This is a genomic window from Streptomyces sp. NPDC059037, assembly GCF_042740015.1.
GTDB lineage: Bacteria > Actinomycetota > Actinomycetes > Streptomycetales > Streptomycetaceae > Streptomyces.
Genome location: NZ_JBHYIG010000012.1, coordinates 1 through 22262, shown reverse-complemented (window position 1 = coordinate 22262; position 22262 = coordinate 1). Strand labels below are relative to the sequence as shown.

Genomic DNA, 22262 nt, shown 5'->3' with positions numbered 1-22262 from the left:
CGGCCGCCCCCGCCAGGCGTCGAACCGGAAGAGAGCTCGTGACCACAACACTCAGCGCGGCCGAACCCGCCGCACCGCAGCGGCAGGAAGCCCGGCCGCCCAGGCGCCGCCGCCGGGAGACGGCACTCAGCAGACGCACCCTGCTGCTGTTCGGCGGTCCGTTCGTGGCCCTGTTCGCGGCGATGTACATCGCGCCCATCGGCTACGCGACCGTGAGCAGCCTGTACGTCGTCAAGCGCTCGGGCCTCGGACTCACCGCGCCGAGCAAGGAGTTCGACCCGCTGCACAACTTCGCGCAGGCCTTCGGCGACCACGACTTCCTCGCCGCCCTTGGCCGGGTGGGCCTGTTCGCCGTCGTCCAGGTCCCCCTGATGCTGGGCCTCGCCCTCGGCCTCGCGCTGCTCATCGACGCCAAGTCGGCGCGCGGCAAGGGCTTCTTCCGTCTCGCGTCGTTCCTGCCCTATGCGATCCCGGGTGTCAGCGCGGCCCTGGTGTGGTCGTTCATGTACTCCTCCGGGTCCAGCCCGATCAACGACCTCCTCGAGCCGCTCGGCATCCAGATCCCGTTCTTCTCCAGCGGCTCGGTCCTGTGGTCGGTGGCGAACATCGTCACGTGGAGCTGGACCGGCTACAACATGATCATTATCTACAGTGCGCTGCAGCTGATCCCCGGTGAGGTCCTGGAGGCCGCGAAGATGGACGGCGCGTCCGCCCTGCGGATCGCCTGGAACATCAAGATCCCGGCCGTACGCGGCTCACTGGTGCTCACCGCGGTCTTCTCGATCATCGGCTCCGCACAGCTCTACAACGAACCGACGGTGCTCCAGCCCATCTCCGGCGGCTCCGTCTCCTCGACGTTCACCCCGATCATGTCCGCGCAGTCGGCGGTGGCGGCGGGCAACTACCACTACGCCGCCGCCCAGTCGGTGATCCTCGCCGTCGCCGTCGGCATGCTGTCCTTCGTCTTCTTCAAGCTGACCAACCGGGGTGACAAGGCATGAGCACCACCGTGACGCGACCCGCCGCCCCGTCCAAGGCGCGCCGCACCGCCAAGGCCGCGGCGCGCCGGGAGACCACGGCGGCAAGCCGCGGTGTCGTCCTGACCCTGCTGCTGATCTCCACCGCGTACTTCCTCTTCCCGCTGTGGTGGCTCCTGGTCTCGGTGACCAAGCCGTTCGGCCGCCAATTCAGCGGCAGCGGACTGTGGTTCGACGGCTTCGGCCTCTTCGACAACCTCAGCCGGCTGACCGCGCAGAGCGACGGCATCTTCTGGCGCTGGATGCTCAACAGCGTCCTGTACTGCGGGATCGGCGCGCTCGGCGCCACCCTGCTGTCGGCGATGGCCGGCTACCTGCTTGCCAAGTACGAATTCCGGGGCAAGGGCGCGCTGTTCGGGGCCGTCCTTGCGGCCGTACTGGTCCCGAAGATCCTCTTCACGCTGCCGCTGTACCTGATGTTCTCCGAGGTCGGCCTGATCAACAATCCGCTCGCCGTGCTGCTGCCCAGCATCGTCAGCCCGTTCGGCGTCTATCTGGCACGGGTCTTCGCCGCGCAGGCGGTGCCGGGCGAGGTGATCGAGGCCGGACGCCTCGACGGCGCCGGGGAGTTCCGCATCTTCCGGACGATCGCGTTGCCGATGATGCTGCCGGCGCTGGTGACGATCTTCCCGTTCCAGTTCGTGGAGATCTGGAACAACTACCTGCTTCCCGCGATGGTGTTGGGGGACGACCGCCTGCAGCCGGTCACCGTGGGTCTTGTGGGATGGAACGCGGCTCATGGGGTGGCGGTTCCGGCGTCGTTGGTCGTGGTGGGCTCGCTGGTGTCGGTGGTCCCGCTGATCGTGGCGTTCCTGGCGCTGCAGCGGTTCTGGCGTGCGGGGATGACGGCGGGCGCGGTCAAGTGACGTGACCGGCGGTCCGCTTCCGGGCGATAGCGTGCTCCGATGACATGGCGAGAACCAACGCATCGGACAGTGGACGGGCAGACGATCGACGGGGCCTGGTGCCACGTCTGGCGGCGCGGGCAGTGGGACGACAGGCACTTCCTCGACGACCTGATCGTCTTCGCGGACGGCGCCGTCAAGTGCGAGGAGTGGACCGATCTGCCCGGCCTGGAGAAACTCCTGGAATCGGGCGACATCGCGGTCACGGAGCCGGGAGCGGCAGAAGTGCCCGCCCCGCTGTCGAAGTGGGCCGCCCGATACGGCGAACCACTGACCCCGCAGGGGTTCCTCCTCGAAGTCGCCGACAAGGTCGAAGAGTTGAGCGGGCGACCGACGGCCGGACAGCGCTGCTGGGAGGCGATCCGGCGCTTCCAGCGGGACCCGGGCGAACCCAACCGCGACCTTCTGCGAGCGGCCTACCTCGCGGTGCCACCGCACCTGCGTGTCTTCGTCCTCGGTGACATGGACCGCCAGGACCGCCCGCTGCGGATTCTGCTCACCGAGGTGGGGGAGGCCGTCGACGGGGACGGCCCGGTGGCGACGCCGGACATGCACCAGCAGGCCCTGGACTACTTCAACCAACTGGACCAGGCGGTCGAACGGGCGCAGGAGCAGCGCGCGGAGCGGTACGCAGACGACCCGGCCGAGGCCGGCCAGGCCGCCCTCACTTCGCTGGAAACCGTCTATCCACGGGGCTGGCCGGAGGCGCTCGGCCCGTTCGTTCTCCGCAACGAGTACCCGGTGCCGGTGGAGTTCGCCGGGGAAACCTACCCCTCCGTGATCCACGGCTACTGGGCACTGTCGGCGGCCGACCCTCTCGACCACGACCGGATACGGGACGCGCCGAGCGTTCGGGACGCGCGCGAGATGGGCGGCCGGGTGGAGCGGAGAGCGGATTGGCCCGATGTGCGCCTTGCGGTCATGGAGGGCCTCCTGGAGGTGAAGTTCACTCAGCACCCCGAGCTCGCCGAGATCCTCCTGGCCACCGGGGACAGCGTGATCAGCTACACCGGCCTGTCGGACTCCTCCTTCTGGAGGGATGCAGGCGACGGCCGCGGCCGCAACTGGGTGGGCCGCCTGCTGGAGTTGACCCGCGCCCGGCTAGTCGCCCGACGGGTGTTCCCGTAGTGACGGCTGGCTGCGGGCGGAAAGTCAGTGCTCAGCTACCACCCCGGGCGCGTTCGGCGACCCCCTCGGTGAGGGTTTCGGTGAGGTCCTCGAAGTTCCATCTCCCTTTCGGGTAGGCATGGTTGCTGACCCAGTAGACGAGGACGCCGTCGCGGAGGGAGCGTGTCAGGACGGCCAGCAACCAGCCGTTGCCGCCGTCGTGCCAGGCCAGTGGCCCCTCAGGGGTGGCTGAGGATCCCTAGGAGCCGGGTGACTTCCGTGGCGACGGCGTCGCGCGCGGGGCCGAGGTACTTGCGGGGGTCGGCGAGATCCGGCGCCGCGGCGAGGCGTTCGCGCACCGTACTGGTGAACAGTCTGTTCAGGTGCGTGGATATGTTCACCTTCGTCATGCCGGCCGCGATGGCCTTGGCCAGGTCGGTGTCGCCGACGCCGGATGAGCCGTGCAGGACCAGGGGAACGGCGAGGGCGCTGTGCAGCCGCTGGATGAGCGCGAAGTCGAGGGCGGCGTCGCGGGTGTGCATGGCGTGCGAGCTGCCGACGGCGACGGCGAGCGCGTCGACGGCCGTGGCGTCGGTGAACGTACGGGCCTCGTCGGGGTCGGTGCGGACGCCCGGGGCATGAGCGCCGTCCTTGCCGCCGATCTCGCCGAGCTCCGCCTCGACCCAGACGTCGGCGCGGTGGCAGTACTCCGTGATGGAGCGGGTGGCGGCCACGTTCTCCTCGTACGGCAGTGTCGATGCGTCGAACATGACGGAGGTGAAGCCGAGTTCGACGGCTTCATAGACCAGGTCGGCCGATTCGGCGTGGTCGAGGTGGACGGCCACGGGGACGTGCGCGGCGCGGGCGATCGCGAGGGTCGCCAGGGCGAGCGGGGCCAGGGCGCCGTGGTAGCGGGCGGTGTTCTCGCTGATCTGGAGGATGACGGGCCGTTGCGCGCCTTCCGCCCCGGTGACGATGGCTTCGGCGTGCTCGATCTGGACGACGTTGAAGGCGCCGACGCCCGAGCGTTGTCGGCGGGCGGCGTGGGTGATGGTGCCGGTGGGGGAGAGTGGCATGGGGCTTCTCCAGGGAGTGGCGGCCGAACGGGTGCGGGGCGTAAGGGACTTGGCCGGCAGACAGACAGGGACCGACGCCGCCTCGATCAGGAATCGATCAGGAATCGATCAGGACTTGATCATGGCTTGACCAGCACTCGATCAGGACTGGCCGTCGGCGAGGATCACCGAGCGGGTCAGGTTGCGGGGGCGGTCCGGGTCGTATCCGCGGTCCTGCGCGATGAGGACCGCCAGACGCTGTACGAGGATCAGGTCGGCCAGCGGATCGAGGCCGCCCGCACCTTCGGAACCGGCGACGAAGGCACCGCCGACCTTCGCGACGTCGTCGGCCAGGCCCTGCGGAGCGGTTCCGAACAGCCACGCCACCCGGTTCGGCCCGGTGATGCTGATCGGCCCGTGGCGGTACTCCATCGCCGGATACGCCTCGGTCCAGGCGCCCGCCGCCTCACGCATCTTGAGCCCGGCCTCCAGCGCGAGCCCGTACGACCAGCCGGTGCCGAGGAAGGTGAACTGCTCGGCGCCGCGCATGTCCTCGCCGATCGGGGCGTCGACGGCGCGCTGCGCGTCCTCGATCGCGTCGGCCATCGGACGTACCCCGTCCGGCAGGGCGCTCTCCGCCTCCAGATGCGCGCGGAGCAGGGCGAGGACCGAGGTGGCGAAGCGCGTCTGGACCACCGACTCCTCGTCGGCGAAGTCCAGGACGGCGACGCTGTCGGCCAGGTCCATGACGGCGGTGGCGGGATCGGCGGTGATCGCCGAGGTCGGCACGGTGCCCTTGAGGCGGGCCAGCAGGTCCAGGACCTCCGTCGTGGTGCCGGACCGCGTGATGGCGAGGACCCGGTCGTAGGCACGCCCGGTCGGGAACTCGGACGCGGCGAAGGCATCCGTCTCGCCGTGCCCGCCGGTCTCCCGCAGCTGCGCGTACGCGAGGGCCATGAACCACGAGGTGCCACAGCCCACGACGGCTATGCGCTCGCCGCGCCGGGGCAGGGCCGCGGAGAGCGATCCGGCGGAAGCGGCGGCCTGGCGCCAGGCGTCCGGCTGGGAAGCGATCTCCACGGAGGTGCGGCAGGTGTGCGGGGCGGCCATGGCGGGTGCTCCTTGGTGAGGGGACGTCTCCTGCGCCGAGCACGCTGTCGTATCGACACGCATGATGTCAATAGTTGCTCGTTAAGGCGCCAAAGAATGCAGAATCGAGCATAGTGAGTGTGTGCACTGTTCATGGTGCGTGGTGAGGTTCCGTGTCGGCCCTCTGCCGGGGCCGGTCACTACGATCAGTGACTGAGCCGGTGGATCAGTCAGAGCGGGCAGGAGTCCGAGAACAATGTCCAAACGCGACCGCTGGAGCGCGCTGCTTGAACTGCTGGCCGCCGAGGGCCGGTTGGACGTCGAGGAGGCCGCGGGCGCCCTCGACGTCTCCAGCGCCACCATCCGCAGGGATCTCGACGAACTGGCCGAGCAGCAGATGCTGGTCCGCACGCGTGGCGGCGCGGTCGCCCACGGCGTCTCCTACGAACTGCCGCTGCGCTACAAGACGTCCCGGCGCGCGCCCGAGAAGCAGCGCATCGCCGCAGCGGCCGCCGACCTCATCGGCGACGGCGAGGTGGTGGGCCTCAACGGTGGTACGACCACGACCGAGGTCGCCCGGGTGCTCGCGCTGCGGGTCGGCGGCAGCCGGCGGGACGGCGCCGACGCGGGAGCCCCCGCCGCCACCGCACCCGCGCTGACCGTCGTCACCAACGCCCTGAACATCGCCGCTGAACTCGCCGTCCGCCCTCAGGTCAAGATCGTGTCCACCGGCGGCGTCGCCCGCCCGCAGTCCTACGAACTCGTCGGGCCGCTGACCGGCGGCGTACTGAAAGAGGTCGTGCTCGACGCCGCCGTTCTCGGCGTCGACGGCATCGACCCGCAGCTCGGCGCCATGGCGCACCACGAGGACGAGGCAGGCGTCAGCAGGCTCTTCACCGAGCGGGCCAACCGCGTGATCGTGGTGACCGACTCGTCCAAACTGGGCAAGCGCGCCTTCGCCAGGATCTGCGACCTCGACCGGGTGGACACCCTGGTCACCGACGTCAACATCTCCCCGGAGACCTCCGCTCGCCTCACGGAGGCCGGCGTGAAGGTGATCGCGGTGTGACGCCGGGCCCCGGCAGCGGCGGGGAGCCGTCCTGCTGCCGGCTCGCCGCAGGTCCGGGCCGGGGCGAGGATGTTCGCGAGACGTCGCGATCCACGGAAGGCAGCGTCCATGGAGCAGGTCCCTCGCGAGCGCGATGCGCGCACCCGGCTGGATCTCCACGCCGTCGGTGCACTGCTGTCGGCCCAGCGGCAGCGGATCGGCGTCTACGCCCACGCCCACAGGCCGCACCCCCACGACGCGGAGCGGCCGCTCGAACGGCGCCCCGATGCGATCCCTGTCGCCGTCGTGGAGCTTCTGGAGGCCATGCCGATGGCCGCGATGCTGGTGACGCCCGTGCTCGACGAGCGGGGCGAGGTCGAGGACATCCTGTACCTGGCCCAGAACAAGCACGCCCGCGCCTACTCGACCACCCACGTGCCGCTGGACGCCGTGCCGCGGTGGACCGGACCGGTCCGTCTGTTCGAGCGCTTTCCCTTCCTGAAGAACACGCGCCTTCCCCGGATGCTCGCCGCCGCCCACCGTGAACGCACACCACAGGGGCCCGAGGCGGTGGAGTGGTTCATCCCCAGGCCGTCCGATCCGCCGGCCCGGCTGAGCAACGAGGTGCACGTCGCCCCGTGCGGCGAGCATCTCCTCGTGAGCTGGGAGCCAGGACACTTACTCCGCATGGCGCTGGGCGCCCAGAAGCTGGTGAAGACCTGCTGGGCCGAATGGAACCTGGCCGACGACACGGTCGAACCCTCCGTGGGATTCGGCTACGTACTCGGCCTGGACGAGACCGCGCCCGCTCCCGACCTCCTCGGGATGGCCGCGCTCGTCGCCCCCGAGAGCCTGCCCGACCTGTACCGCACCCTGTACGAAGTGCTGCTGCGCAAGCACCGGTCCGAGTGCGAGTTGTGGATGCCGGGCCCGGGCCCGTACAAGCGCGTCATCCGCGTGGTCGCCGAGCCGGTGCGCCCCGAAGGAGGGGGACCGGTGTGGGCGGTGCGGGCCGTCCTCGTCGACGTCACCGACGACCGTCGCCGCCGCGGTCAGGCCCGGGCGGCCGGCGAGGAAGCGCGCCGCCAGAGGGGGCGCGCCGAAGCCCTGGCCGAGGTCTCCCACGTGCTCCGGGACGCGGTCCTGCCCCGCTTCGCCGGCGAACTCGCGTCCTACGGCCTCGATGCCGTCGCCGTGTACCGGCCGGACGCCACCGGATCAGGCGTCGGCGGCGACTGGTACAAGGCACGAGGGCTCCCGGGCGGACGCATCCTCGTCGCCCTCGGCGACGCCCGCGGGCACGGCCTCGACGCGGTCACCCTCATGGCGAAGCTCCGCTACGCCCTGGGCGGCCTCGCCTACACCAAGGCGCCGGTGGAGCAGCTCACCCGATGGCTGAACGAGGTCGCATGCGACGACGGCGCCGAGTCGACCGCGACCGCCGTCATCGCCCGCTACCACCCCGAGCGTTCGCTGCTGCGCTGGACCTGCGCGGGACATCCGCGCCCGGTCCTCCTGCGGGAGGGCCGCGCCACACAGCTGCCCGCTCCGGAGGGCGGCCCCGGAGTCACCCTCGGCGTCATGCCGGGCATCAGCTACACGGCAGTCGAGACCTTTCTCGACGACACGGACATCGTCCTCCTCTACTCGGACGGGCTGACCGAGCGGCGGGACACCGACCCCGACGAGGACACGACCCGCCTGCTGAACGAGGCGGAGGACTGCCTGCACGGGGCGGGACCCCCGCGCGGCCACGACGGGCTGCAGAAGTACGCGGAGCGCCTCCTGGACCGGCTCGACGGACCCCACCGCGCCGACGACGCCACCTTGCTCGCACTCCGACGCGTCCCTGTACCGAAGGAGCCGACGGGCTCCCGGTGACGCATCGGAGGCGGGCGCACCGGCACACGCTCGTATCAGACCGTGGCGTCAGACCGTGGTGGTCAGGGCGGGCTCGTCCGGACCGGTGGCGAGGGGCTGGTGCCCGCTCTTGTCCTTGCGCGGGAGGAGGAACGGGGTCGCCAGGAGCAGTACGCCGGCGATGCCGATCGCGATGCGGGCGTCGGTGACGGCGGCCAGGACGCCCCACAGGGCGGTCAGTACGGCGATCGCGCCGGTGCCGGTCACGTTCCAGGCCACCAGGACCCGCCCGCCGACGCCACCGGCCGACGCGTGGACGCCGGGTTGGGCGGGCTCCTGACGCCGACGGCACGACCTGGGGGCCTCTGCCAGACGTGGTCCAGGACCACCACCGGGATTTAGGATCCGGACGTGGCAGACATTTCGGATGAATTGATCAGGCTGGAACGCTGGGCCGAGGAAGAGCGCGCGAAGCTCGCGGGCCTTGAGGGCGAGGAGTACGCAGTGCAGCAGCGCCGGTGGCGTGAGGCATCGACGATGGCGCAGACAGCCATCACGCACCACGCGAGGACGACCGGGCAGGACGGCTCCGAGGTCGGGCATGCGGTGCGGCAGGCCGTCCGGCACGCGGAGGAGGACCCTGCGGAGTAGCTGCCGAGCCGCCGGCGTCAAAAGGTGGGAGGGCGGTCGACCGGTGCGCCAGCCCGCCGCGCTTCTCGGCCCGCCGCCGCGCGCAGGTGCTGCTCGGCGAGGTCGAAGTCGCCTGCGCGGCGGGCCCCGAGGGCGAGACCGATCTCGGCGTGGATCTCGCCGGCCGCGTACCCGTGGTCGGCGGCGAGGGCCATGGCGTGGCGATGGAGCTCGGCGGCGCGCGGAAAGTCGCCGGTCAGAAGGGCAACGCGACCGAGCCCGGTGAGCCGGTCGGCGGCATCCGCCCAGAATTCCAGTTCCTGGGCGAGACGCAGACTCTGCTCATGCAGGTGCGCGGCATGGGCGTGGTCACCGGTGATCGTGGCCAGCGCCGCCGAGGGATACGAGGTCTGGAGTCGCCCCAGGCGTCGCCGCGCTCCTCGAAGAAGGCGTGGGCTTCCGCCGCGCTGCTCCGCACCGTGGCGAGGTCGCCCCGCGGTGGCGAAGGGCCACATGTCGTTCGTGACCTCCCTGATGGCGGATCACGCGCGCCAGATCGAGGAGGGCCGCTACGTGGACGACGACGGCACCGTGGAGGTGCACCGCGCGGCGGCCGACGGCCACGGCATGGGCGGCATCGCGAGTGTCGTGGAAGCGATCTCCAACTGGCCGGCAGCCGCCTGGCATGCTGATCCGAGGTGCCGGGCCCGACGCGCGGGCAAGGCCACGGAGCGGGGGGATCGCGTTGATCGTCTGGGTGAACGGCGCGTTCGGCAGCGGAAAGAGCACACTGGTGGAGGAGTTGAGCCCGCGCTGGCCCGAAGCCCTGGTCTATGACCCGGAGATGGTCGGCTTCGTACTGCGGGAGATCGTGGAGGTGCCGACCGGCGACTTCCAGGATCTCCGGTTGTGGCGGCGGCAGGTTGCCGACCTGGCGGTGGGACTGGTCGAGGAGTACCGGCGTCCGGTCCTGGTTCCCATGACCTTGGTCAACCCCGACTACGTAGGCGAGATCTTCAGCGCGTTGAAGGATGCGGGCATCGACGTGCACCACTTCTTCCTCAAGGTGTCCCGGGACGTCTTGGAGAGGCGGATCGACGGCCGGGCCTTCTTCCCCGACGATCCCGAGCGGGAGGAGCGGGTCCGGCGTTGGGCCAAGGAGAAGATCGAGGCGTGCATGGCCGCGGCCGACACCCTGCCCGGCGACACGGTCTTCCTGGACGGCGGGCTGCCCCCTCGGGAGCTGGCCGAGCAGGTACTGGCGCGGGTCCACCTCAGCCCAAGCGCATAGGCAGTTCGGCCAGGCCGCGCAGCAGAGTGCTGGTCCGCCAAGTGAGTTGGGCCGGATCGGTGGCGAAGGCGAGCGCGGGGCGGTCGGCCAGGAGCCGACGCACGGCGATCGTGGCCTCCGCGCGCGCCAGCGAGGCACCGAGGCAGTGGTGCAGGCCGTGACCGAACCCAAGGTGGCCCTGCGCGCGGCGGGTGAGGTCGAAGCGGTCGAGGTCGGGGAAGTGAAGGGGATCGCGGGAGGCCGCGGCTTCCCCACGCGAGAGGCCCTCATCGACGCCGTGTTCCACGACGTCCTGACGGACAGCATGGCCGCCGGCGAAGAGCCGAGGGCCGAGGCGGACGCCTGGCCGGCGCTGAACGGCTACCTCCAGGCGGTCTTCGTCACCCTGGCTGCCGACCGCGGCACCAACGACCTCATGACCACGCACCTTCGGGGCGTCGAGGCGCTGGAGGCCGTCCATGCCCACAATCGCCAGACGGTCGACGTCCTGCTGGGCCGCGGCCGCGAGCAGGGCACGGTGCGCGCCGACGTCACCACCGAAGACGTCCTGTTCTCGCTCGCCGCCCTCCGCCGCGCCATCCCCGCCCTGACCGCCGCGACCACGCCCGAGGCCTGGCGCCGCCCCCTGGCCCTGTTCCTCGACGGCCCGCACGCCTCACCGGCCACGCCGCCCCTCCCTGGCTCGCCTCTGACCGCCATCCAACTCGGTTACGTTCTTGAGGACTTGGGCCCGCATCGCATGCCTCGTAAAGGATTGACGGGCGAATGACCGGCGTTGGTGGCCGAGTTGTCACGGATCCGACCAGTAAGGTCGGAAGACATGACAGCAGAGTCACCGGCGCAGACCGTGCAACGCTTGTTCCCGCTGCTCGCCGAGGGGAAGAGCGCGGAGGCGGCGGCCCTGTTCGCCGACTCGGTGTCGTTCTCGATCCCGCACCCGCCGGGCATTCCGTGGGTACCGGAGGTCGACTCGGCAGACGGCATGCGGACGTTCTTCGAACTGCTGCGGACCCACGTGCAGGCCAAGGAGTTCGACCTCCGCCAGATCATCGCCGATGGCGACGACGTGGTACTCATCGGGCGCATGGTCTCCGAGGTCAAGAAGACGGGCCGGGACATCGACACCACGTTCGCCCTGCACACCACGGTCCGGGACGGACGAATCACCCGCTACCACCTCTACGAGGACACCTACGCCGTTGCCAGGGCCTACTTCGACGACTGATCGTCAGGGGGCCAGGGCCAGGGCCAGGGCCAGGGCCAGAGGCAGGACCAGGGGCACGACCAGCACTTGAACCGTCCTCAGTGCCCACGCAGCGCCGCCCCCCCGCCCGCGCTGTTCTGCCGACGGCTAATCCCGGCCCGGCAGGGCTCGACGATCACTACCGTCCAGTCTCATGACGACGATGACGACGATTACGACGCACACGGTCGAATACCCGGCCGACGGCCTGACGATGATCGGGCACCTCGCGCTCCCCGCCGGTGCCGACCGTCGGCCCGCGGTCCTGGTCGGGCCCGAGGGGCCGGGCCTGAACGACTTCCAGCGCAGCCGGGCCGATGCCCTGGCCGAACTGGGGTACGTGGCCCTGGCCTTCGACATCAACGGCGGGCGCTGGTTCACCGACCCGCAGGAGATGCTGGCGCACGTGACCCCCCTGCTCGCCGACATCGACCGGATGCGGGGCATCGGCCACGCGGCACTCGACGTACTGCGCGCCGAGCCGCGCACCGACCCCGACCGGATCGCCGCCATCGGCTACGGCACCGGCGGCGCGATCGCGCTGGAACTTGGCCGCGACGGCGTCGACCTGCGGGCGATCGGGACGGTCAACGCACTGACCACGGGCCGACCGGGGGAGGCGGCGCACATCCGTTGCCCCGTGTGGGCCGGGGTCGGATCGGAGGACCCGATCATGCCCGCCGAGCAACGGGACGCCTTCGCCGCCGAGATGCAGGCCGCGGGCGTCGACTGGCGCCTCATGGTCTACGGCGGAGCCCTGCACGCCTTCCACCACCCGCCGGTCGACCACGAGCAGACCGTGCTCCCCGGTGTCGGCCACCACCCGCGGCACGCGCAGCGAGCCTGGCACGACGTCGTCGACCTGCTCGCCGAGTGCCTGCCCGTACGCTGTCCCTAGGTCCACACCAGAGGCCAGCGGTCAAGTTAAGCCGTGGTGACCCGGTCAAGGCGTTCACGCAGGTTCGCGGCGAACTCCTCGGCCCGCGCCAGTTGCGTACGCAGCTTCTCCATCTGCTCGGACGCGCTCTGCTCGTACATGCGCACACGCTCCAGCAGGGCCTCCCGCTCACCGGCCGCCAGTTCCTCACCGGAGTCGAGGCGGTCGGTGGCGTCCAGCAGGTCGCGCATCTGGTCCAGGGTGAAGCCGAGCGGCTTCATGCGGCGAATGACCATGAGCCGGGCGACGTCGGCCTCGGTGTAGAGGCGGAAGCCGCCTTGGGAGCGGGCGGAGGGGATGACGAGGCCGGTCTCCTCGTAGTGCCGGATGGTGCGCAGCGAAAGCTCGGTCCGCGTGGCGACCTCGCCGATCTGCATGTGCTCGCCGCTCACTGCGCGGACACCTTTCTCTGCTGTCGCCAAGGCCGCAGGCGGCCGCCGGTGGACGTCGATCTCTACCGTAACGTCAGGGTAGAGTATGGGGTCGTCGGGATCGGCTCCAAGCTGCCCCGCGCCACGGTGCGGGTCGGATCGACTTCCTCACCGTCAGCCGTGTCGGGGCCGACGATGCCCCCGGCGAAGACCGATGCCTGCAGGAGAGAGCGCGTGCGCATGCCCCAGATGCCCAGCGCCGCCGGCTGCCCGCCGTGAACGTTCGCCCCTGAAGCAGCCGCGCACACTCCTGCCCGCGCCCGCTGCGTCTTCTGACTTCGGCCCGCACCCGTACGTGGGCTTCGCAGATGGCCACCCCGGCCATCCGGCGCATTCCGCACGCCCCCGACGACGGCCGGGTGTGCCCGAGCACGACAGGTACCCGTCTTGTCCACGTCCGCACTGTCCCCGGCCGCGCGCCTGCGCGGTCTGCGCCCCGACTGGCTGAACGACCCGAAGGTCTGGCGCACCGAGATCCTGGGCGGTCTCGTCGTCGGTCTCGCGCTGATCCCCGAGGCGATCTCGTTCTCCATCATCGCCGGAGTCGACCCCGCCATCGGTCTGTTCGCCTCGTTCACCATGGCCGTCACCATCTCCATCGTCGGCGGGCGCCGCGCAATGATCTCCGCAGCCACCGGCGCCGTCGCCCTGGTCATCGCCCCGCTCAACCGCGAACACGGCCTGGGCTACCTGGTCGCCGCGGTCATCCTGGCCGGCGTCCTCCAAATCGCCCTCGGAGCGCTCGGCGTCGCCAAGCTGATGCGGTTCATACCCCGCTCGGTGATGGTCGGCTTCGTCAACTCCCTGGCCATCCTCGTCTTCGTGGCCCAGGTCCCGGAAATGCACGACGTGCCGTGGCCCGTCTACCCGCTGCTCGCCGGCGGCCTCGTACTCATGGTGTTCTTTCCGAAGGTCACCAAGTCGATCCCGGCGCCGCTCGTCTCCATCGTCATCCTCACCGTGATCACGGTCGCCGCGGGCATCGCGGTGCCCACGGTCGGCGACAAGGGCGAGCTGCCCTCGTCGCTGCCGGTGCCGGGCCTGCCCGACGTGCCCTTCACCATGGACACGCTGACCACCATCGCGCCGTACGCCCTCGCCATGGCGCTGGTCGGTCTGATGGAGTCGCTGATGACGGCCAAGCTGGTCGACGAGATCACCGACACCCACTCCTCGAAGACCCGCGAGTCCATCGGCCAGGGCATCGCCAACATCGTCACCGGCTTCTTCGGCGGCATGGGCGGCTGCGCCATGATCGGCCAGACGATGATCAACGTAAAGGTGTCCGGCGCCCGCACCCGCCTGTCCACCTTCCTGGCCGGTGCGTTCCTGATGGTGCTGTGCGTCGTCTTCGGCCCGGTCGTCTCCGACATCCCCATGGCCGCCCTCGTCGCCGTGATGGTCATGGTGTCCTTCGCGACCTTCGACTGGCACTCCATCGCCCCCAAGACCCTCAAGCGGATGCCCGCGGGGGAGAGCGCCGTCATGGTCGTCACGGTTGCCTGCGTGGTCGCCACCGGCAATCTCGCCATCGGCGTCGTCGTCGGCTCTCTCACCGCCATGGTCATCTTCGCCAAGCGCGTGGCTCACCTCGCCAACGTCACCTCGGTCACCGACCCCGACGGCGACAGCGTCGTCTACTCCGTGACCGGCGAGCTGTTCTTCGCCTCGTCCAACGACCTCGTCGGCCAGTTCAACTACGCCACCGACCCCGACAAGGTCGTCATCGACCTGACGGCGGCCCACATCTGGGACGCCTCGTCCGTGGCCGCGCTGGACGCCATCGAGACGAAGTACGCCCAGCGCGGCAAGAAGGTCGAGATCATCGGCCTGAACAGCCCGAGCGCCCAGATCCACGAAAAGCTCAGCGGCGAACTCACGGGCAGCAACTGACCGCCGACGCTGGTGTTCCTGCCGCTGTGGTGGGTGCTGCGGCTCTTCTTGGCGGTCGACTTCTATGGCGTGGCGACGGTGGCCGAGGTCATCGTGTACGTCGTGCCGCTTCCGGGGCGTGGGCACGGGGCATGTCCTGAGCGTCGCGTCGGAGCGGGGATGGAACCTCCATCCGGTGCTGAGTTCGCACCCCCCGGCGCCCCCTCCGTCAGCACGGGGGCGAGATGCTCCCCGACTTGATAGGCAAGTGAGTGTTTGCCTATCCTGGGGTCGTGGCCGACGACCTTTTCAAAGCCTTGGCCGACCCCACCCGCCGCATCATCCTCGACGAGCTCACGGAGAAGTCCGGACAGACACTGTTCGAGATCTGCTCGCGGCTGAGCATGAAGCATCAGCTGGGCATCTCGCGCCAGGGGATCTCCCAGCACCTTGCCGTGCTGGAGGCCGCCGGGCTCGTCGAGACGAGGCGGGGGGGCCGCTACAAGTTCCACGACCTGAACACGGCCCCGCTGCGGCAGATCGCCGAGCGATGGCCCGTGCCCGATCCCCCCGGACCGCAGGAGAGCACCCCATGAAGATCCACATGACCAGCGTCTTTGTCGACGACCAGGCCAAGGCCCTGAGCTTCTACACCGAGATCCTCGGCTTCGTGAAGAAGTACGACGTCCCGTTGGGCGAGAAGGACCGGTGGCTGACCGTCGTATCGCCCGACGAGCCCGGCGGCACCGAACTCCTCCTGGAGCCCGCCGGTCACCCGGCCGTCAAGACGTACCGCGACGCGCTCGTCCAGGACGGCATCCCGCTCGCCCAGTTCGCCGTCGACGACGTGCGGGCCGAGTACGAGCGCATGCACGGCCTCGGCGTCCGCTTCACCCAGGAGCCCCTGGAGATGGGCCCCGTCACCACCGCCGTCTTCGACGACACCTGCGGCAATCTGATCCAGATCGCGACGCAGCCGCAGTAGCCGCCCGGCTCAGTCGGTGCCCGGGCCGTAGTGCGCGGCGATGTCTTTGGAGGAGGCCCACCGGCTGTAGGTGGGTTCCTGCGGCCAGCCGTCGGGCGAGTCCTGCCACTCCTCCTGTCGACCGTATGGCAACAGGTCGATCAGCGCGAAGGTGTGAGTGAGCTGCTCGGCTCCACGGCCGGTGGTGTGCCAGGTGCGATAGACGGTGTCGCCGTCGCGCAGAAACACATTGAAGGCGAATCCTCCACCGGGCGGTGCGCCGACATCCGTTCCGAACGGGCTGTTCGCCGTGGAATACCAGGTCATTTTGTTCCCGACCCGTCGCTTGTAAGCGAGTGCCTCGTCGATCGGGCCCTGGGTGACGATGACGAACCGGGCATCGTAATTGTCCAGGAATTCCAACCGGGTGAACTGCGAGGTGAGTCCCGTGCAGCCCGGGCACTGCCACTGCTCGCCGGGAAACCACATGTGGTTGTAGACGATCAGCTGCGGCTTGCCTTCGAAGATGTCCGCCAGCCGAATCGGTCCGCCCTCGCCCTCAAGGGTGTAGTCGGGCATCTTGACCATCGGCAGACGGCGGCGCTGCGCGGCGATCGCGTCGAGTTCCCGCGTGGCGGCCTTCTCCCGAATGCGCAGGGCATCGAGCTCGTGCTGCCAGGTGTCGGCGTCGGCGACGGGAGGTAGTGCGTGTGCGCTCATGATCCCTCACTGATCCTGTGTACGGCTTGCGGTGTGTGGGTGTAGACCCCGCCCGTTCGTCGAACTCATCGGTGGCGGGGCATTCCCGTCGCTGTCCCCTGCGCGGCAGGCTCATGCGGGAGGTCCGGGTCAGCCGAGTGCCGTCGGTGTGAGGCATCATGCTGGCATGAATGATCATCGGGGGCATTACCAGCATCATGCTCAGCAACAGACACCGCACGGCGGGCAGGCGCCACCAGCACCGCATCCCTACGCGCGGCAGACGCCGTACGCACACCAGACGCCCTACGGGCAACCCGCGCCTTATGGGCAACCCGCACCTTACGGAGATCCGCCGGCGTACGGAGACCCTTCGGCGTACGGAACGCCGAACTCCCCTTCAGGGCAGAACCCGTCGAGCCGGCTGCCGGCCCTGGCAGGGGACGCGCGCCGATACCTCGCAGTGACGGTCGACCTGATCGTCGCCCTGTACGGCGCGGTGGCAATCGCCGGCCTGGCCCCGGAGTCCAGCCCGTGGTGGACCCTGTACGCCCTCATACCGGTGGTGTCCTTCACCAATCAGTGCGTCCTGACGCTGCTGTTCCGCGGCAGTGTCGGCAAGCTGCTCTTCGGCATCCGCGTGATGCGCGCCGCCGACGCGGGTCGCCCGGGCCCGATCCGCGCCCTGAACCGCTGGCTCGCGGGCCTGTGCTGGCTTCCGCTGCAGCCCTGGTACTGGCTCCGGGAGAACTTCGGCGGCAGTACGGAGAACTCGGTGAAGAAGAGCTGGACCGGCGAGCTCTATGACACGGACATCGCCGGACTCCGCGCCGTACGCCGCAAGGACCTCGCCGCCTGGCAGCGGGGCCACTGAGCCCTGTAGGACACGCAGCCTCGACGGCCCGCCGCCCTTCGCGGGCGGCGGTCCGTCCCGTCCCGGTCCTGGGCGACCTACACCGCCCTGCGGACGTAGCCCCGAAGAAGGCTGAAAGCCACTCAACCGCCCTGTGGGCGGGCAACCTTCGCGCACACCGCCCGGGTCCCTCCCGTCGATCGTCATCAACGACAGAGGGACGGCACATGACAACCCGCACGATGAGATTCGGCTTGGCGGCCACGGCGGCAGCAGCCATGACGGCGTCGTCACTCGCAGCGCCCGCCGCAGCGCCCGCCGCGGCGGACCCTGCTGCTGCCTCCGCCCTCGCCCCTGACAGAGACCACCACCGGTCGACCCAGCAGGCCATGGACGCCGCCGTCAAGGACGGCGTGCCCGGAGTGACCGGCCAGGCGATGGACAAGTACGGGACCTGGAACGGCACTTCGGGCGTCGGAAACCAGAAGACCCGGCAGCCGCGCGGCGCCAAGGACCGCTACCGCGTCGCCAGCACCACCAAGACCTTCGTGTCGACCGTGCTGCTCCAGCTGGAGGCGGAGGGGGAGATCGGGCTCGACGACACCGTCGAGCAGTGGCTGCCCGGCGTCGTCCACGGGCATGGCCATGACGGCAGCAAGATCACCGTACGCCAACTCCTCAACCACACCAGCGGCATCTACAACTGGACCCTGGACCCGGAGATCCAACGGACGCTGTTCAGCAAGGAGTTCCTCAAACACCGCCATCGCACTTGGACCCCCGAGCAGCAGGTGCGGATCGCCATGCGCCATGAGCCGAAATTCGCGCCGGGCCAGGGCTGGAACTACTCCGACACCAACTACATCGTGGCCGGAATGATCACCAAGAAGGTCACCGGCCAGTCGTACGGGGACGAGATCCGCCGGCGCATCATCGAGCCACTCGACCTGGAGGCCACGAGCCTGCCCGGAACCGACCCGCACCTGCCGCAGCCCAGCAGCCGGGCCTACTCGACATTGCGGGACCCGAAAGGGAAGAAGACGTACGACGTCACCGAGTACAACCCGTCCGTCGCGGGCGCGGCCGGCGAGATGGTCTCCGACTCGGCGGATCTGAACCGCTTCTTCACGGCACTGATGCGCGGCAAGCTGCTGCCGAAGCAGCAGCTTGCCGAGATGATGACGACCGTCCCGATGGACGAGGAGAACCCAGACCTCGGTTACGGCCTCGGCCTCCGCCGGTCCAAGGCGAGTTGCGGCAAGGAAGTCTGGGCACACGGCGGCAGCTTCCACGGCACGGTCGCGGTCGGCGCGACGACCCGCGACGGGAGCCACGCACTGGCGGTCAACTTCAACGGCGAATGGGCCGGCGACATCGAGGCGGTCATCGACGCCGAGTTCTGCGGCAGGTGAGCCCGGCGGAAGGCGCTGCTGCTTGAAGTGCGGCAGTCGGCGGGAGTGTGCGTCGGCACCATGGCCGCACGCCGGTACGCGGGTGCGGCGCCGCCGATGGTGATCTGGTCGGCGAGATCCTTGAGGGACGCCGACCCCTGGCGCGCCAATGGGTGGCTGGAGGAGACGGCGAGCACGACCGGTTCGACGTGGATGACGGGACCCACCGTCAGATCGGGCTCCCGGACGGGGAGCCACACCATGACGAGATCGAGATCTCCGGCCCGCAGCCCGGCGTACGGGTCGCTTGAACCTGGCGGTGCGCCCGCTCCCAGGTCGTTGGTCAGCTGCCGGCCGATCGGTGTCAGCTCCGCCTTTCGGCTGGTCCGCTCGAACAGCGCGGCACCGATCCGGCGCTCCTGCGCCTTGACGCATGTGCTGACCTTGAAGGGGTGATGTGCAGCCGCTGAGCGGTTCGGCCGAAGTGCAGTTACTCGGCGAGCACCACCAGAATCTCGATGTCCCGCAACTCCACGGCGCCCTCGTCATCCGCCCGTTCGGCCCGCACTACTCACCCCGCCAGCTCCGCCAGCCACGGATGCCCGGGGTGGATGAGTTCGAGCCACCCGCTCAGGGCATCCCGTCGCGTCCGGCCAAGCAACGGCAGCACCCCGTCGAAGTCCGCCTGATCCTTGGGACGTAGCGCCTTCGCCTTGAACAGCAGCACCAACTCCGGTACCAGATACGGGACTCCGTCCGGCGTGCGCTCGATGATCGCGTCGTACGGCAGACGCAATTTCTCGTCCCTCCGGCAGAACCACGTCCCGCCCTCGTGTGGCTCGCGGAAGACGTCGAACAGGAACTGCCCGCTCGCCGGATCGCGCAGCCAGGTCTGATGCGTGGCCGCCAGCACCTCCGCTCCCGCCTCCGGCCAGACCCGCCCTGAACCGACCGCGTCAAACGCATACTCGGGGAAGCGGTCCCGAATCTCCGGGAACTCCGCCGCGGGTACCGCGATCTCCAGATCGCCGTGCGGCCGCGACTCCTCCCCGCGGAACAGATCCAGCGCCCAGCCCGCCGCGACGCACCAGGGCGTACCGACCCCGTCCAGGCGTTCCGCGACGCGTTCCGGACGCCAGGCGTCCACCCAACGGGCCTTCAGCTCGTCCATGGTGAGCACATCGCCGCCGGGTGGCAGGGATTCGGTCATCGGCACAACCTACTGGGGAAGCCGGACCTGGCTGGTGTGAACGGCGACGGCGCCCACGGACGCCGTGGTGACAAGGGCAATGGCAAACCTTTGACGAGGACCACGGATACCTCCTGAGCAGGCGAAAGCCCCCTGCCGGCTACGCCTGGGCGAGCCACAGGTCCGGGCCGAACACCTCATAGTGGATGTCGGCGGCGGCCACACCCTTGTCCAGGAGCTGCCCGCGCACCGCCCGCATGAACGGCAGCGGTCCGCAGAGGTAGGCGCGGGTTCCCGTTTCGAGGGGTACGTCGGTGAGGTCGACGCGGCCGGTGCGGTGGCCGGAGTCGGGGTCCTCGTACCAGAAGTGGGCCGTGGCGGCGGGGAGTTTGGCCGTGAGCGCCTCGTGGTCGGCGCGCAGTGCGTGGTCGCCGGGGGAGAGGTCGGCGTGCACGACGGTCACGGGGCCCGGGTGCCCCGTGGCCACGAGCTGCTCGAGCATGGCCAGCATGGGCGTGCAGCCGATGCCCGCGGAGGCGAGCAGCAGGGGCGCGTCGCCGGGTTCGAGGACGAGGTCGCCGTAGGGCGCCGAGACCCGCAGCTGGTCGCCCTGCCGGACGTGCGTGTGCAGGTGGCGCGAGACCTCCCCGTCGGGATCGCCACCCGTGCCCGTGACCTGCTTGACGGCGATCGCACGGGTCGTGGCGGACGGCGCGCCGGTGAGGCTGTACTGGCGTATCTGCCGTGCGCCGTCGGCCAGTTGGACCTGCACGGAGACGTACTGCCCGGCCCTGAACGTGGGCGCCGGGTGACCGTCGGCCGGGCGCAGCAGGAACGACGCGACCTGGGGCGTCTCCTCGGTGCGGGCCACCACCTCCCACTGGCGCCACACATCACCGCCGGTCACGCCCTGCTCCGCGTACAGCCGCGTCTCGATCGCGATCAGGGCGTTCGCCATCAGCCAGTACACCTCGTCCCAGGCGGCGGCGACCTCGGGCGTGACCGCGTCGCCCAGCACCTCGGCGATGGCCTCGAACAGGTGCCGGTGCACCAGGGGGTACTGGTCGGCCCGCACGCCGAGCGACGCGTGCTTGTGCGCGATGCGGTTCAGCATCACGTCGGGCCGCTCGTCGGGGTGCTCGACCAGATACGTGGCGAAGGCGGCGATGGATCCCGCGAGCGCCTGGCGCTGTGTGCGGGCGGCCTGGTTGCCGCGGTTGAACAGGTCGCGCAGCAACTCGGGCCGGGCCGCGAACAGCTTCCCGTAGAAGCGTTCGGTGATGTCCTCGATGGCGGCGCCGACGGCGGGAAGCGTGGCGCGGACGACGGCGGCCGAAGACTCGGTGAGCATCGACGGGCTCCTTAATATGCATGTGAGATTCGTATTAAGCGGTACGCGGCGGCGCGGGCCGTCGGCGGCGGTCGTGGTGTGGTCAGTCCGCCCGGGGTGTGGCGGAGAGCGTGACCAGCAGCGGGCCGGTGGGTGCCTTGGTGAGATCGCTGAGGGTCAGCGGGTCGAGCGCGGCGAAGAACGCCTCCTGCGCCTGGCGCAGTGCGCCGCGCAGTCGGCAGGCGGAGCGCAGCGGGCACGGTGTCGTGCCGTCGCAGTCCACGACATCCCCGGGCCCTTCAAGTTCCCGTACGAGAGCGCCGACCGAGGCCCGGCGTCCGGCTGCGGTGAGCGCAAGCCCGCCGCCCCGGCCGCGACGTGCCTCGACCAGTCCCATGTGCTGCAACTTGGCGACGACCTTCGCGGTGTGCGTGTACGGCACGTCCATGGCGGCGGCGACCTCGCGCGTGGTGGGCAGTTCGCCCTCTTCGACGGAGAGGCGCATCAGCACGCGCAGAGCCAGATCCGTGAACCGTGTCAGCCGCATGAGGGCAAGCTATTAAAGTTGCATCTGAAAGGCAAGTTATTACCCCGGGGGGCTGGCGGTGTGCCAGCGGTGCCGGCAGGTCAGGCGTAGATCTGGGTGTAGAGGTCCTGGATCTCTTCGGTGGTGGGTACGACGGGGTTGTTCGCGGGGGAGCCGGAGGCCAAGGCCTGCTGCGCCATGAGGGGTGTCAGGCGGTTCCAGGCCTCCTGGTCGATGCCGTGGTCGCGGGGGGTGGGGACGTGCAGGTCCCGGCACAGGCCGTGCAGGGCGTCGACGAGCTTGGCGGCCGCGGTGGCATCGCCGTCCGCGGGCGTCGCGGCATCCAGGGCGCGGGCGCAGTCGGCGTACCGCGTGGTCGCCGCAGGGAGGGAGAAGGCGGTCACGGCGGGGAAGAGCATGGCGTTCGACAGGCCGTGGGCGACGTGGAAGTGCGCGCCGATCGGGCGGCTCATGCCGTGGACGAGGGCCACGCTGGAGTTGGAGAACGCGATGCCGGCCTGCGTCGCGGCGAGCATCATCGCCTCGCGGGCCCGGATGTCGCCGCCGTCGGCGTAGGCGTGACGCAGATGGCGGCCGATGGTGGCGATCGCGGTGAGGGCGAGACTGTCGGAGAACGGGTTGGCCTTGCGGCTGACGTACGCCTCGACGGCGTGCGTCAGGGCGTCGATGGCGGTGTCGGCGGTCAGCCGCGGCGGCCTCGACCGGGTCAGCTCGACGTCGGGGCCGGCGGCGAGCGGGAGGTCCGCCGGGGCCCCGCAGAGCCTCATCTCCGGGGTGGCGCGGG

At 70.0% G+C, this 22262-nt stretch carries 25 protein-coding genes and 2 pseudogenes; 15 read left to right on the top strand and 12 right to left on the bottom strand.

Features of this window, described 5'->3' with window-relative positions; genetic code table 11:
- Nucleotides 1-38: 38 nt before the first annotated feature.
- The 3 genes from ACFWY6_RS04670 to ACFWY6_RS04660 all read left to right on the top strand — a co-directional run bounded on the left by ACFWY6_RS04670 (nt 39) and on the right by ACFWY6_RS04660 (nt 3070).
- The gene (locus ACFWY6_RS04670; RefSeq protein WP_384686345.1) at nt 39-1001 is read left to right on the top strand and encodes a carbohydrate ABC transporter permease; all 963 of its coding nucleotides are present in this window, start codon (nt 39-41) and stop codon (nt 999-1001) included.
- Nucleotides 998-1903 carry a carbohydrate ABC transporter permease gene (locus ACFWY6_RS04665; protein WP_384686343.1) on the top strand — a complete coding sequence of 302 codons (906 nt, stop codon included), beginning with the start codon at nt 998-1000 and terminating at the stop codon, nt 1901-1903. Before ACFWY6_RS04670 ends, ACFWY6_RS04665 begins: the two co-directional genes overlap by 4 nt.
- 69 nt (nt 1904-1972) lie before the next feature.
- The gene (locus tag ACFWY6_RS04660; protein WP_384686341.1) at nt 1973-3070 is read left to right on the top strand and encodes an NADAR family protein; all 1098 of its coding nucleotides are present in this window, start codon (nt 1973-1975) and stop codon (nt 3068-3070) included.
- 218 nt (nt 3071-3288) lie between these two features.
- On the opposite strand, the gene ACFWY6_RS04655 is transcribed toward ACFWY6_RS04660, so the two are convergent.
- Complete coding sequence (locus ACFWY6_RS04655) at nt 3289-4125, bottom strand: ketose-bisphosphate aldolase (protein ID WP_384686339.1); 837 nt, start codon at nt 4123-4125, stop codon at nt 3289-3291.
- Nucleotides 4126-4266: 141 nt separating this feature from the next.
- On the bottom strand, nt 4267-5214 hold the full coding sequence (locus ACFWY6_RS04650; RefSeq protein ID WP_384686337.1) for an SIS domain-containing protein: 948 nt from the start codon (nt 5212-5214) through the stop codon (nt 4267-4269).
- 235 nt (nt 5215-5449) lie between these two features.
- Between ACFWY6_RS04650 and ACFWY6_RS04645 the strand changes: the two genes are divergently transcribed.
- Nucleotides 5450-6262, top strand: a complete 813-nt coding sequence (locus tag ACFWY6_RS04645) for a DeoR/GlpR family DNA-binding transcription regulator (protein ID WP_384686335.1) — start codon at nt 5450-5452, stop codon at nt 6260-6262.
- A 108-nt stretch (nt 6263-6370) separates the two neighbouring features.
- The gene (locus ACFWY6_RS04640) at nt 6371-8122 is read left to right on the top strand and encodes a PP2C family protein-serine/threonine phosphatase (protein WP_384686333.1); all 1752 of its coding nucleotides are present in this window, start codon (nt 6371-6373) and stop codon (nt 8120-8122) included.
- A 48-nt stretch (nt 8123-8170) separates the two neighbouring features.
- On the opposite strand, the gene ACFWY6_RS04635 is transcribed toward ACFWY6_RS04640, so the two are convergent.
- On the bottom strand, nt 8171-8380 hold the full coding sequence (locus ACFWY6_RS04635; RefSeq protein ID WP_384686331.1) for a hypothetical protein: 210 nt from the start codon (nt 8378-8380) through the stop codon (nt 8171-8173).
- Between the two features lie 132 nt (nt 8381-8512).
- Here ACFWY6_RS04635 and ACFWY6_RS04630 point away from each other — a divergent pair, with 132 nt between their 5' ends.
- Nucleotides 8513-8752: a hypothetical protein gene (locus tag ACFWY6_RS04630; protein WP_384686329.1), complete on the top strand. Its 240-nt coding sequence runs from the start codon at nt 8513-8515 to the stop codon at nt 8750-8752.
- A 17-nt stretch (nt 8753-8769) separates the two neighbouring features.
- Here the strand turns inward: ACFWY6_RS04630 and ACFWY6_RS04625 are convergent, their stop codons facing one another.
- Entirely contained in the window at nt 8770-9246 is a 477-nt protein-coding gene (locus ACFWY6_RS04625; RefSeq protein ID WP_384686327.1) for a tetratricopeptide repeat protein, read from the bottom strand.
- Between the two features lie 230 nt (nt 9247-9476).
- On the opposite strand from ACFWY6_RS04625, the gene ACFWY6_RS04620 reads away from it, so the two are divergent.
- Nucleotides 9477-10022 carry an AAA family ATPase gene (locus tag ACFWY6_RS04620; RefSeq protein WP_384686325.1) on the top strand — a complete coding sequence of 182 codons (546 nt, stop codon included), beginning with the start codon at nt 9477-9479 and terminating at the stop codon, nt 10020-10022.
- On the opposite strand, the pseudogene ACFWY6_RS04615 reads toward ACFWY6_RS04620, so the two are convergent.
- Nucleotides 10006-10269, bottom strand: a pseudogene (locus tag ACFWY6_RS04615) (cytochrome P450); the annotation flags it as partial. The gene ACFWY6_RS04620 and the pseudogene ACFWY6_RS04615 sit on opposite strands and share 17 nt — an antisense overlap.
- Here ACFWY6_RS04615 and ACFWY6_RS04610 point away from each other — a divergent pair.
- From ACFWY6_RS04610 to ACFWY6_RS04600, 3 genes are all read left to right on the top strand, one after another.
- A complete protein-coding gene (locus tag ACFWY6_RS04610; protein WP_384686323.1) occupies nt 10180-10791 on the top strand; it encodes a TetR/AcrR family transcriptional regulator in 612 nt (203 codons plus the stop codon). The pseudogene ACFWY6_RS04615 and the gene ACFWY6_RS04610 sit on opposite strands and share 90 nt — an antisense overlap.
- A gap of 51 nt (nt 10792-10842) precedes the next feature.
- The gene (locus tag ACFWY6_RS04605) at nt 10843-11247 is read left to right on the top strand and encodes a nuclear transport factor 2 family protein (RefSeq protein ID WP_384686321.1); all 405 of its coding nucleotides are present in this window, start codon (nt 10843-10845) and stop codon (nt 11245-11247) included.
- Between the two features lie 181 nt (nt 11248-11428).
- Nucleotides 11429-12163 (top strand): dienelactone hydrolase family protein, encoded by a 735-nt coding sequence (locus tag ACFWY6_RS04600; protein ID WP_384686427.1) that lies wholly within the window; start codon nt 11429-11431, stop codon nt 12161-12163.
- A 26-nt stretch (nt 12164-12189) separates the two neighbouring features.
- Here ACFWY6_RS04600 and ACFWY6_RS04595 read toward each other — a convergent pair whose 3' ends face one another.
- Entirely contained in the window at nt 12190-12594 is a 405-nt protein-coding gene (locus ACFWY6_RS04595) for a MerR family transcriptional regulator (protein ID WP_384686319.1), read from the bottom strand.
- A gap of 426 nt (nt 12595-13020) precedes the next feature.
- On the opposite strand from ACFWY6_RS04595, the gene ACFWY6_RS04590 reads away from it, so the two are divergent.
- The 3 genes from ACFWY6_RS04590 (at nt 13021) to ACFWY6_RS04580 (ending at nt 15490) form a co-directional block, all read left to right on the top strand.
- On the top strand, nt 13021-14526 hold the full coding sequence (locus ACFWY6_RS04590) for a SulP family inorganic anion transporter (protein ID WP_384686317.1): 1506 nt from the start codon (nt 13021-13023) through the stop codon (nt 14524-14526).
- Nucleotides 14527-14798: 272 nt separating this feature from the next.
- On the top strand, nt 14799-15101 hold the full coding sequence (locus tag ACFWY6_RS04585; RefSeq protein WP_384686315.1) for an ArsR/SmtB family transcription factor: 303 nt from the start codon (nt 14799-14801) through the stop codon (nt 15099-15101).
- A complete protein-coding gene (locus ACFWY6_RS04580; RefSeq protein WP_384686313.1) occupies nt 15098-15490 on the top strand; it encodes a VOC family protein in 393 nt (130 codons plus the stop codon). The genes ACFWY6_RS04585 and ACFWY6_RS04580 overlap by 4 nt, the downstream gene beginning before the upstream one ends.
- Nucleotides 15491-15499: 9 nt before the next feature.
- On the opposite strand, the gene ACFWY6_RS04575 is transcribed toward ACFWY6_RS04580, so the two are convergent.
- On the bottom strand, nt 15500-16189 hold the full coding sequence (locus tag ACFWY6_RS04575; RefSeq protein ID WP_384686311.1) for a DUF899 domain-containing protein: 690 nt from the start codon (nt 16187-16189) through the stop codon (nt 15500-15502).
- A gap of 166 nt (nt 16190-16355) precedes the next feature.
- Here ACFWY6_RS04575 and ACFWY6_RS04570 point away from each other — a divergent pair, with 166 nt between their 5' ends.
- Together ACFWY6_RS04570 and ACFWY6_RS04565 are read left to right on the top strand one after the other, a co-directional pair.
- Nucleotides 16356-17042 (top strand): RDD family protein, encoded by a 687-nt coding sequence (locus ACFWY6_RS04570; RefSeq protein WP_384686309.1) that lies wholly within the window; start codon nt 16356-16358, stop codon nt 17040-17042.
- A 206-nt stretch (nt 17043-17248) separates the two neighbouring features.
- Entirely contained in the window at nt 17249-18433 is a 1185-nt protein-coding gene (locus tag ACFWY6_RS04565; protein WP_384686307.1) for a serine hydrolase domain-containing protein, read from the top strand.
- Nucleotides 18434-18585: 152 nt separating this feature from the next.
- On the opposite strand, the pseudogene ACFWY6_RS04560 reads toward ACFWY6_RS04565, so the two are convergent.
- From ACFWY6_RS04560 to ACFWY6_RS04540, 5 genes and pseudogenes are all read right to left on the bottom strand, one after another.
- Nucleotides 18586-18675, bottom strand: a pseudogene (locus tag ACFWY6_RS04560) (LysR family transcriptional regulator); the annotation flags it as partial.
- Nucleotides 18676-18983: 308 nt separating this feature from the next.
- A complete protein-coding gene (locus ACFWY6_RS04555) occupies nt 18984-19622 on the bottom strand; it encodes a nucleotidyltransferase domain-containing protein (RefSeq protein WP_384686305.1) in 639 nt (212 codons plus the stop codon).
- A gap of 139 nt (nt 19623-19761) precedes the next feature.
- Nucleotides 19762-20952 (bottom strand): globin domain-containing protein, encoded by a 1191-nt coding sequence (locus ACFWY6_RS04550; protein WP_384686303.1) that lies wholly within the window; start codon nt 20950-20952, stop codon nt 19762-19764.
- A gap of 82 nt (nt 20953-21034) precedes the next feature.
- Nucleotides 21035-21478 (bottom strand): RrF2 family transcriptional regulator, encoded by a 444-nt coding sequence (locus tag ACFWY6_RS04545; RefSeq protein ID WP_384686301.1) that lies wholly within the window; start codon nt 21476-21478, stop codon nt 21035-21037.
- Between the two features lie 80 nt (nt 21479-21558).
- Nucleotides 21559-22262, bottom strand: a 704-nt coding sequence (locus tag ACFWY6_RS04540; RefSeq protein WP_384686299.1) for an iron-containing alcohol dehydrogenase, incomplete at its 5' end; no start/stop codon positions are given.

Excerpts from the sequence above, each read along its gene's own strand:
- ACFWY6_RS04645 (WP_384686335.1), top strand. The coding sequence starts at position 5,450 with ATGTCCAAACGCGACCGCTGGAGCGCGCTGCTTGAACTGCTGGCCGCC.
- ACFWY6_RS04550 (WP_384686303.1), bottom strand. The coding sequence starts at position 20,952 with ATGCTCACCGAGTCTTCGGCCGCCGTCGTCCGCGCCACGCTTCCCGCC.
- ACFWY6_RS04605 (WP_384686321.1), top strand. The coding sequence starts at position 10,843 with ATGACAGCAGAGTCACCGGCGCAGACCGTGCAACGCTTGTTCCCGCTG.
- ACFWY6_RS04555 (WP_384686305.1), bottom strand. The coding sequence starts at position 19,622 with ATGACCGAATCCCTGCCACCCGGCGGCGATGTGCTCACCATGGACGAG.
- ACFWY6_RS04565 (WP_384686307.1), top strand. The coding sequence starts at position 17,249 with ATGACAACCCGCACGATGAGATTCGGCTTGGCGGCCACGGCGGCAGCA.
- ACFWY6_RS04625 (WP_384686327.1), bottom strand. The coding sequence starts at position 9,246 with ATGTGGCCCTTCGCCACCGCGGGGCGACCTCGCCACGGTGCGGAGCAG.
- ACFWY6_RS04600 (WP_384686427.1), top strand. The coding sequence starts at position 11,429 with ATGACGACGATTACGACGCACACGGTCGAATACCCGGCCGACGGCCTG.
- ACFWY6_RS04640 (WP_384686333.1), top strand. The coding sequence starts at position 6,371 with ATGGAGCAGGTCCCTCGCGAGCGCGATGCGCGCACCCGGCTGGATCTC.
- ACFWY6_RS04650 (WP_384686337.1), bottom strand. The coding sequence starts at position 5,214 with ATGGCCGCCCCGCACACCTGCCGCACCTCCGTGGAGATCGCTTCCCAG.
- ACFWY6_RS04665 (WP_384686343.1), top strand. The coding sequence starts at position 998 with ATGAGCACCACCGTGACGCGACCCGCCGCCCCGTCCAAGGCGCGCCGC.
- ACFWY6_RS04570 (WP_384686309.1), top strand. The coding sequence starts at position 16,356 with ATGAATGATCATCGGGGGCATTACCAGCATCATGCTCAGCAACAGACA.
- ACFWY6_RS04575 (WP_384686311.1), bottom strand. The coding sequence starts at position 16,189 with ATGAGCGCACACGCACTACCTCCCGTCGCCGACGCCGACACCTGGCAG.
- ACFWY6_RS04580 (WP_384686313.1), top strand. The coding sequence starts at position 15,098 with ATGAAGATCCACATGACCAGCGTCTTTGTCGACGACCAGGCCAAGGCC.
- ACFWY6_RS04545 (WP_384686301.1), bottom strand. The coding sequence starts at position 21,478 with ATGCGGCTGACACGGTTCACGGATCTGGCTCTGCGCGTGCTGATGCGC.
- ACFWY6_RS04655 (WP_384686339.1), bottom strand. The coding sequence starts at position 4,125 with ATGCCACTCTCCCCCACCGGCACCATCACCCACGCCGCCCGCCGACAA.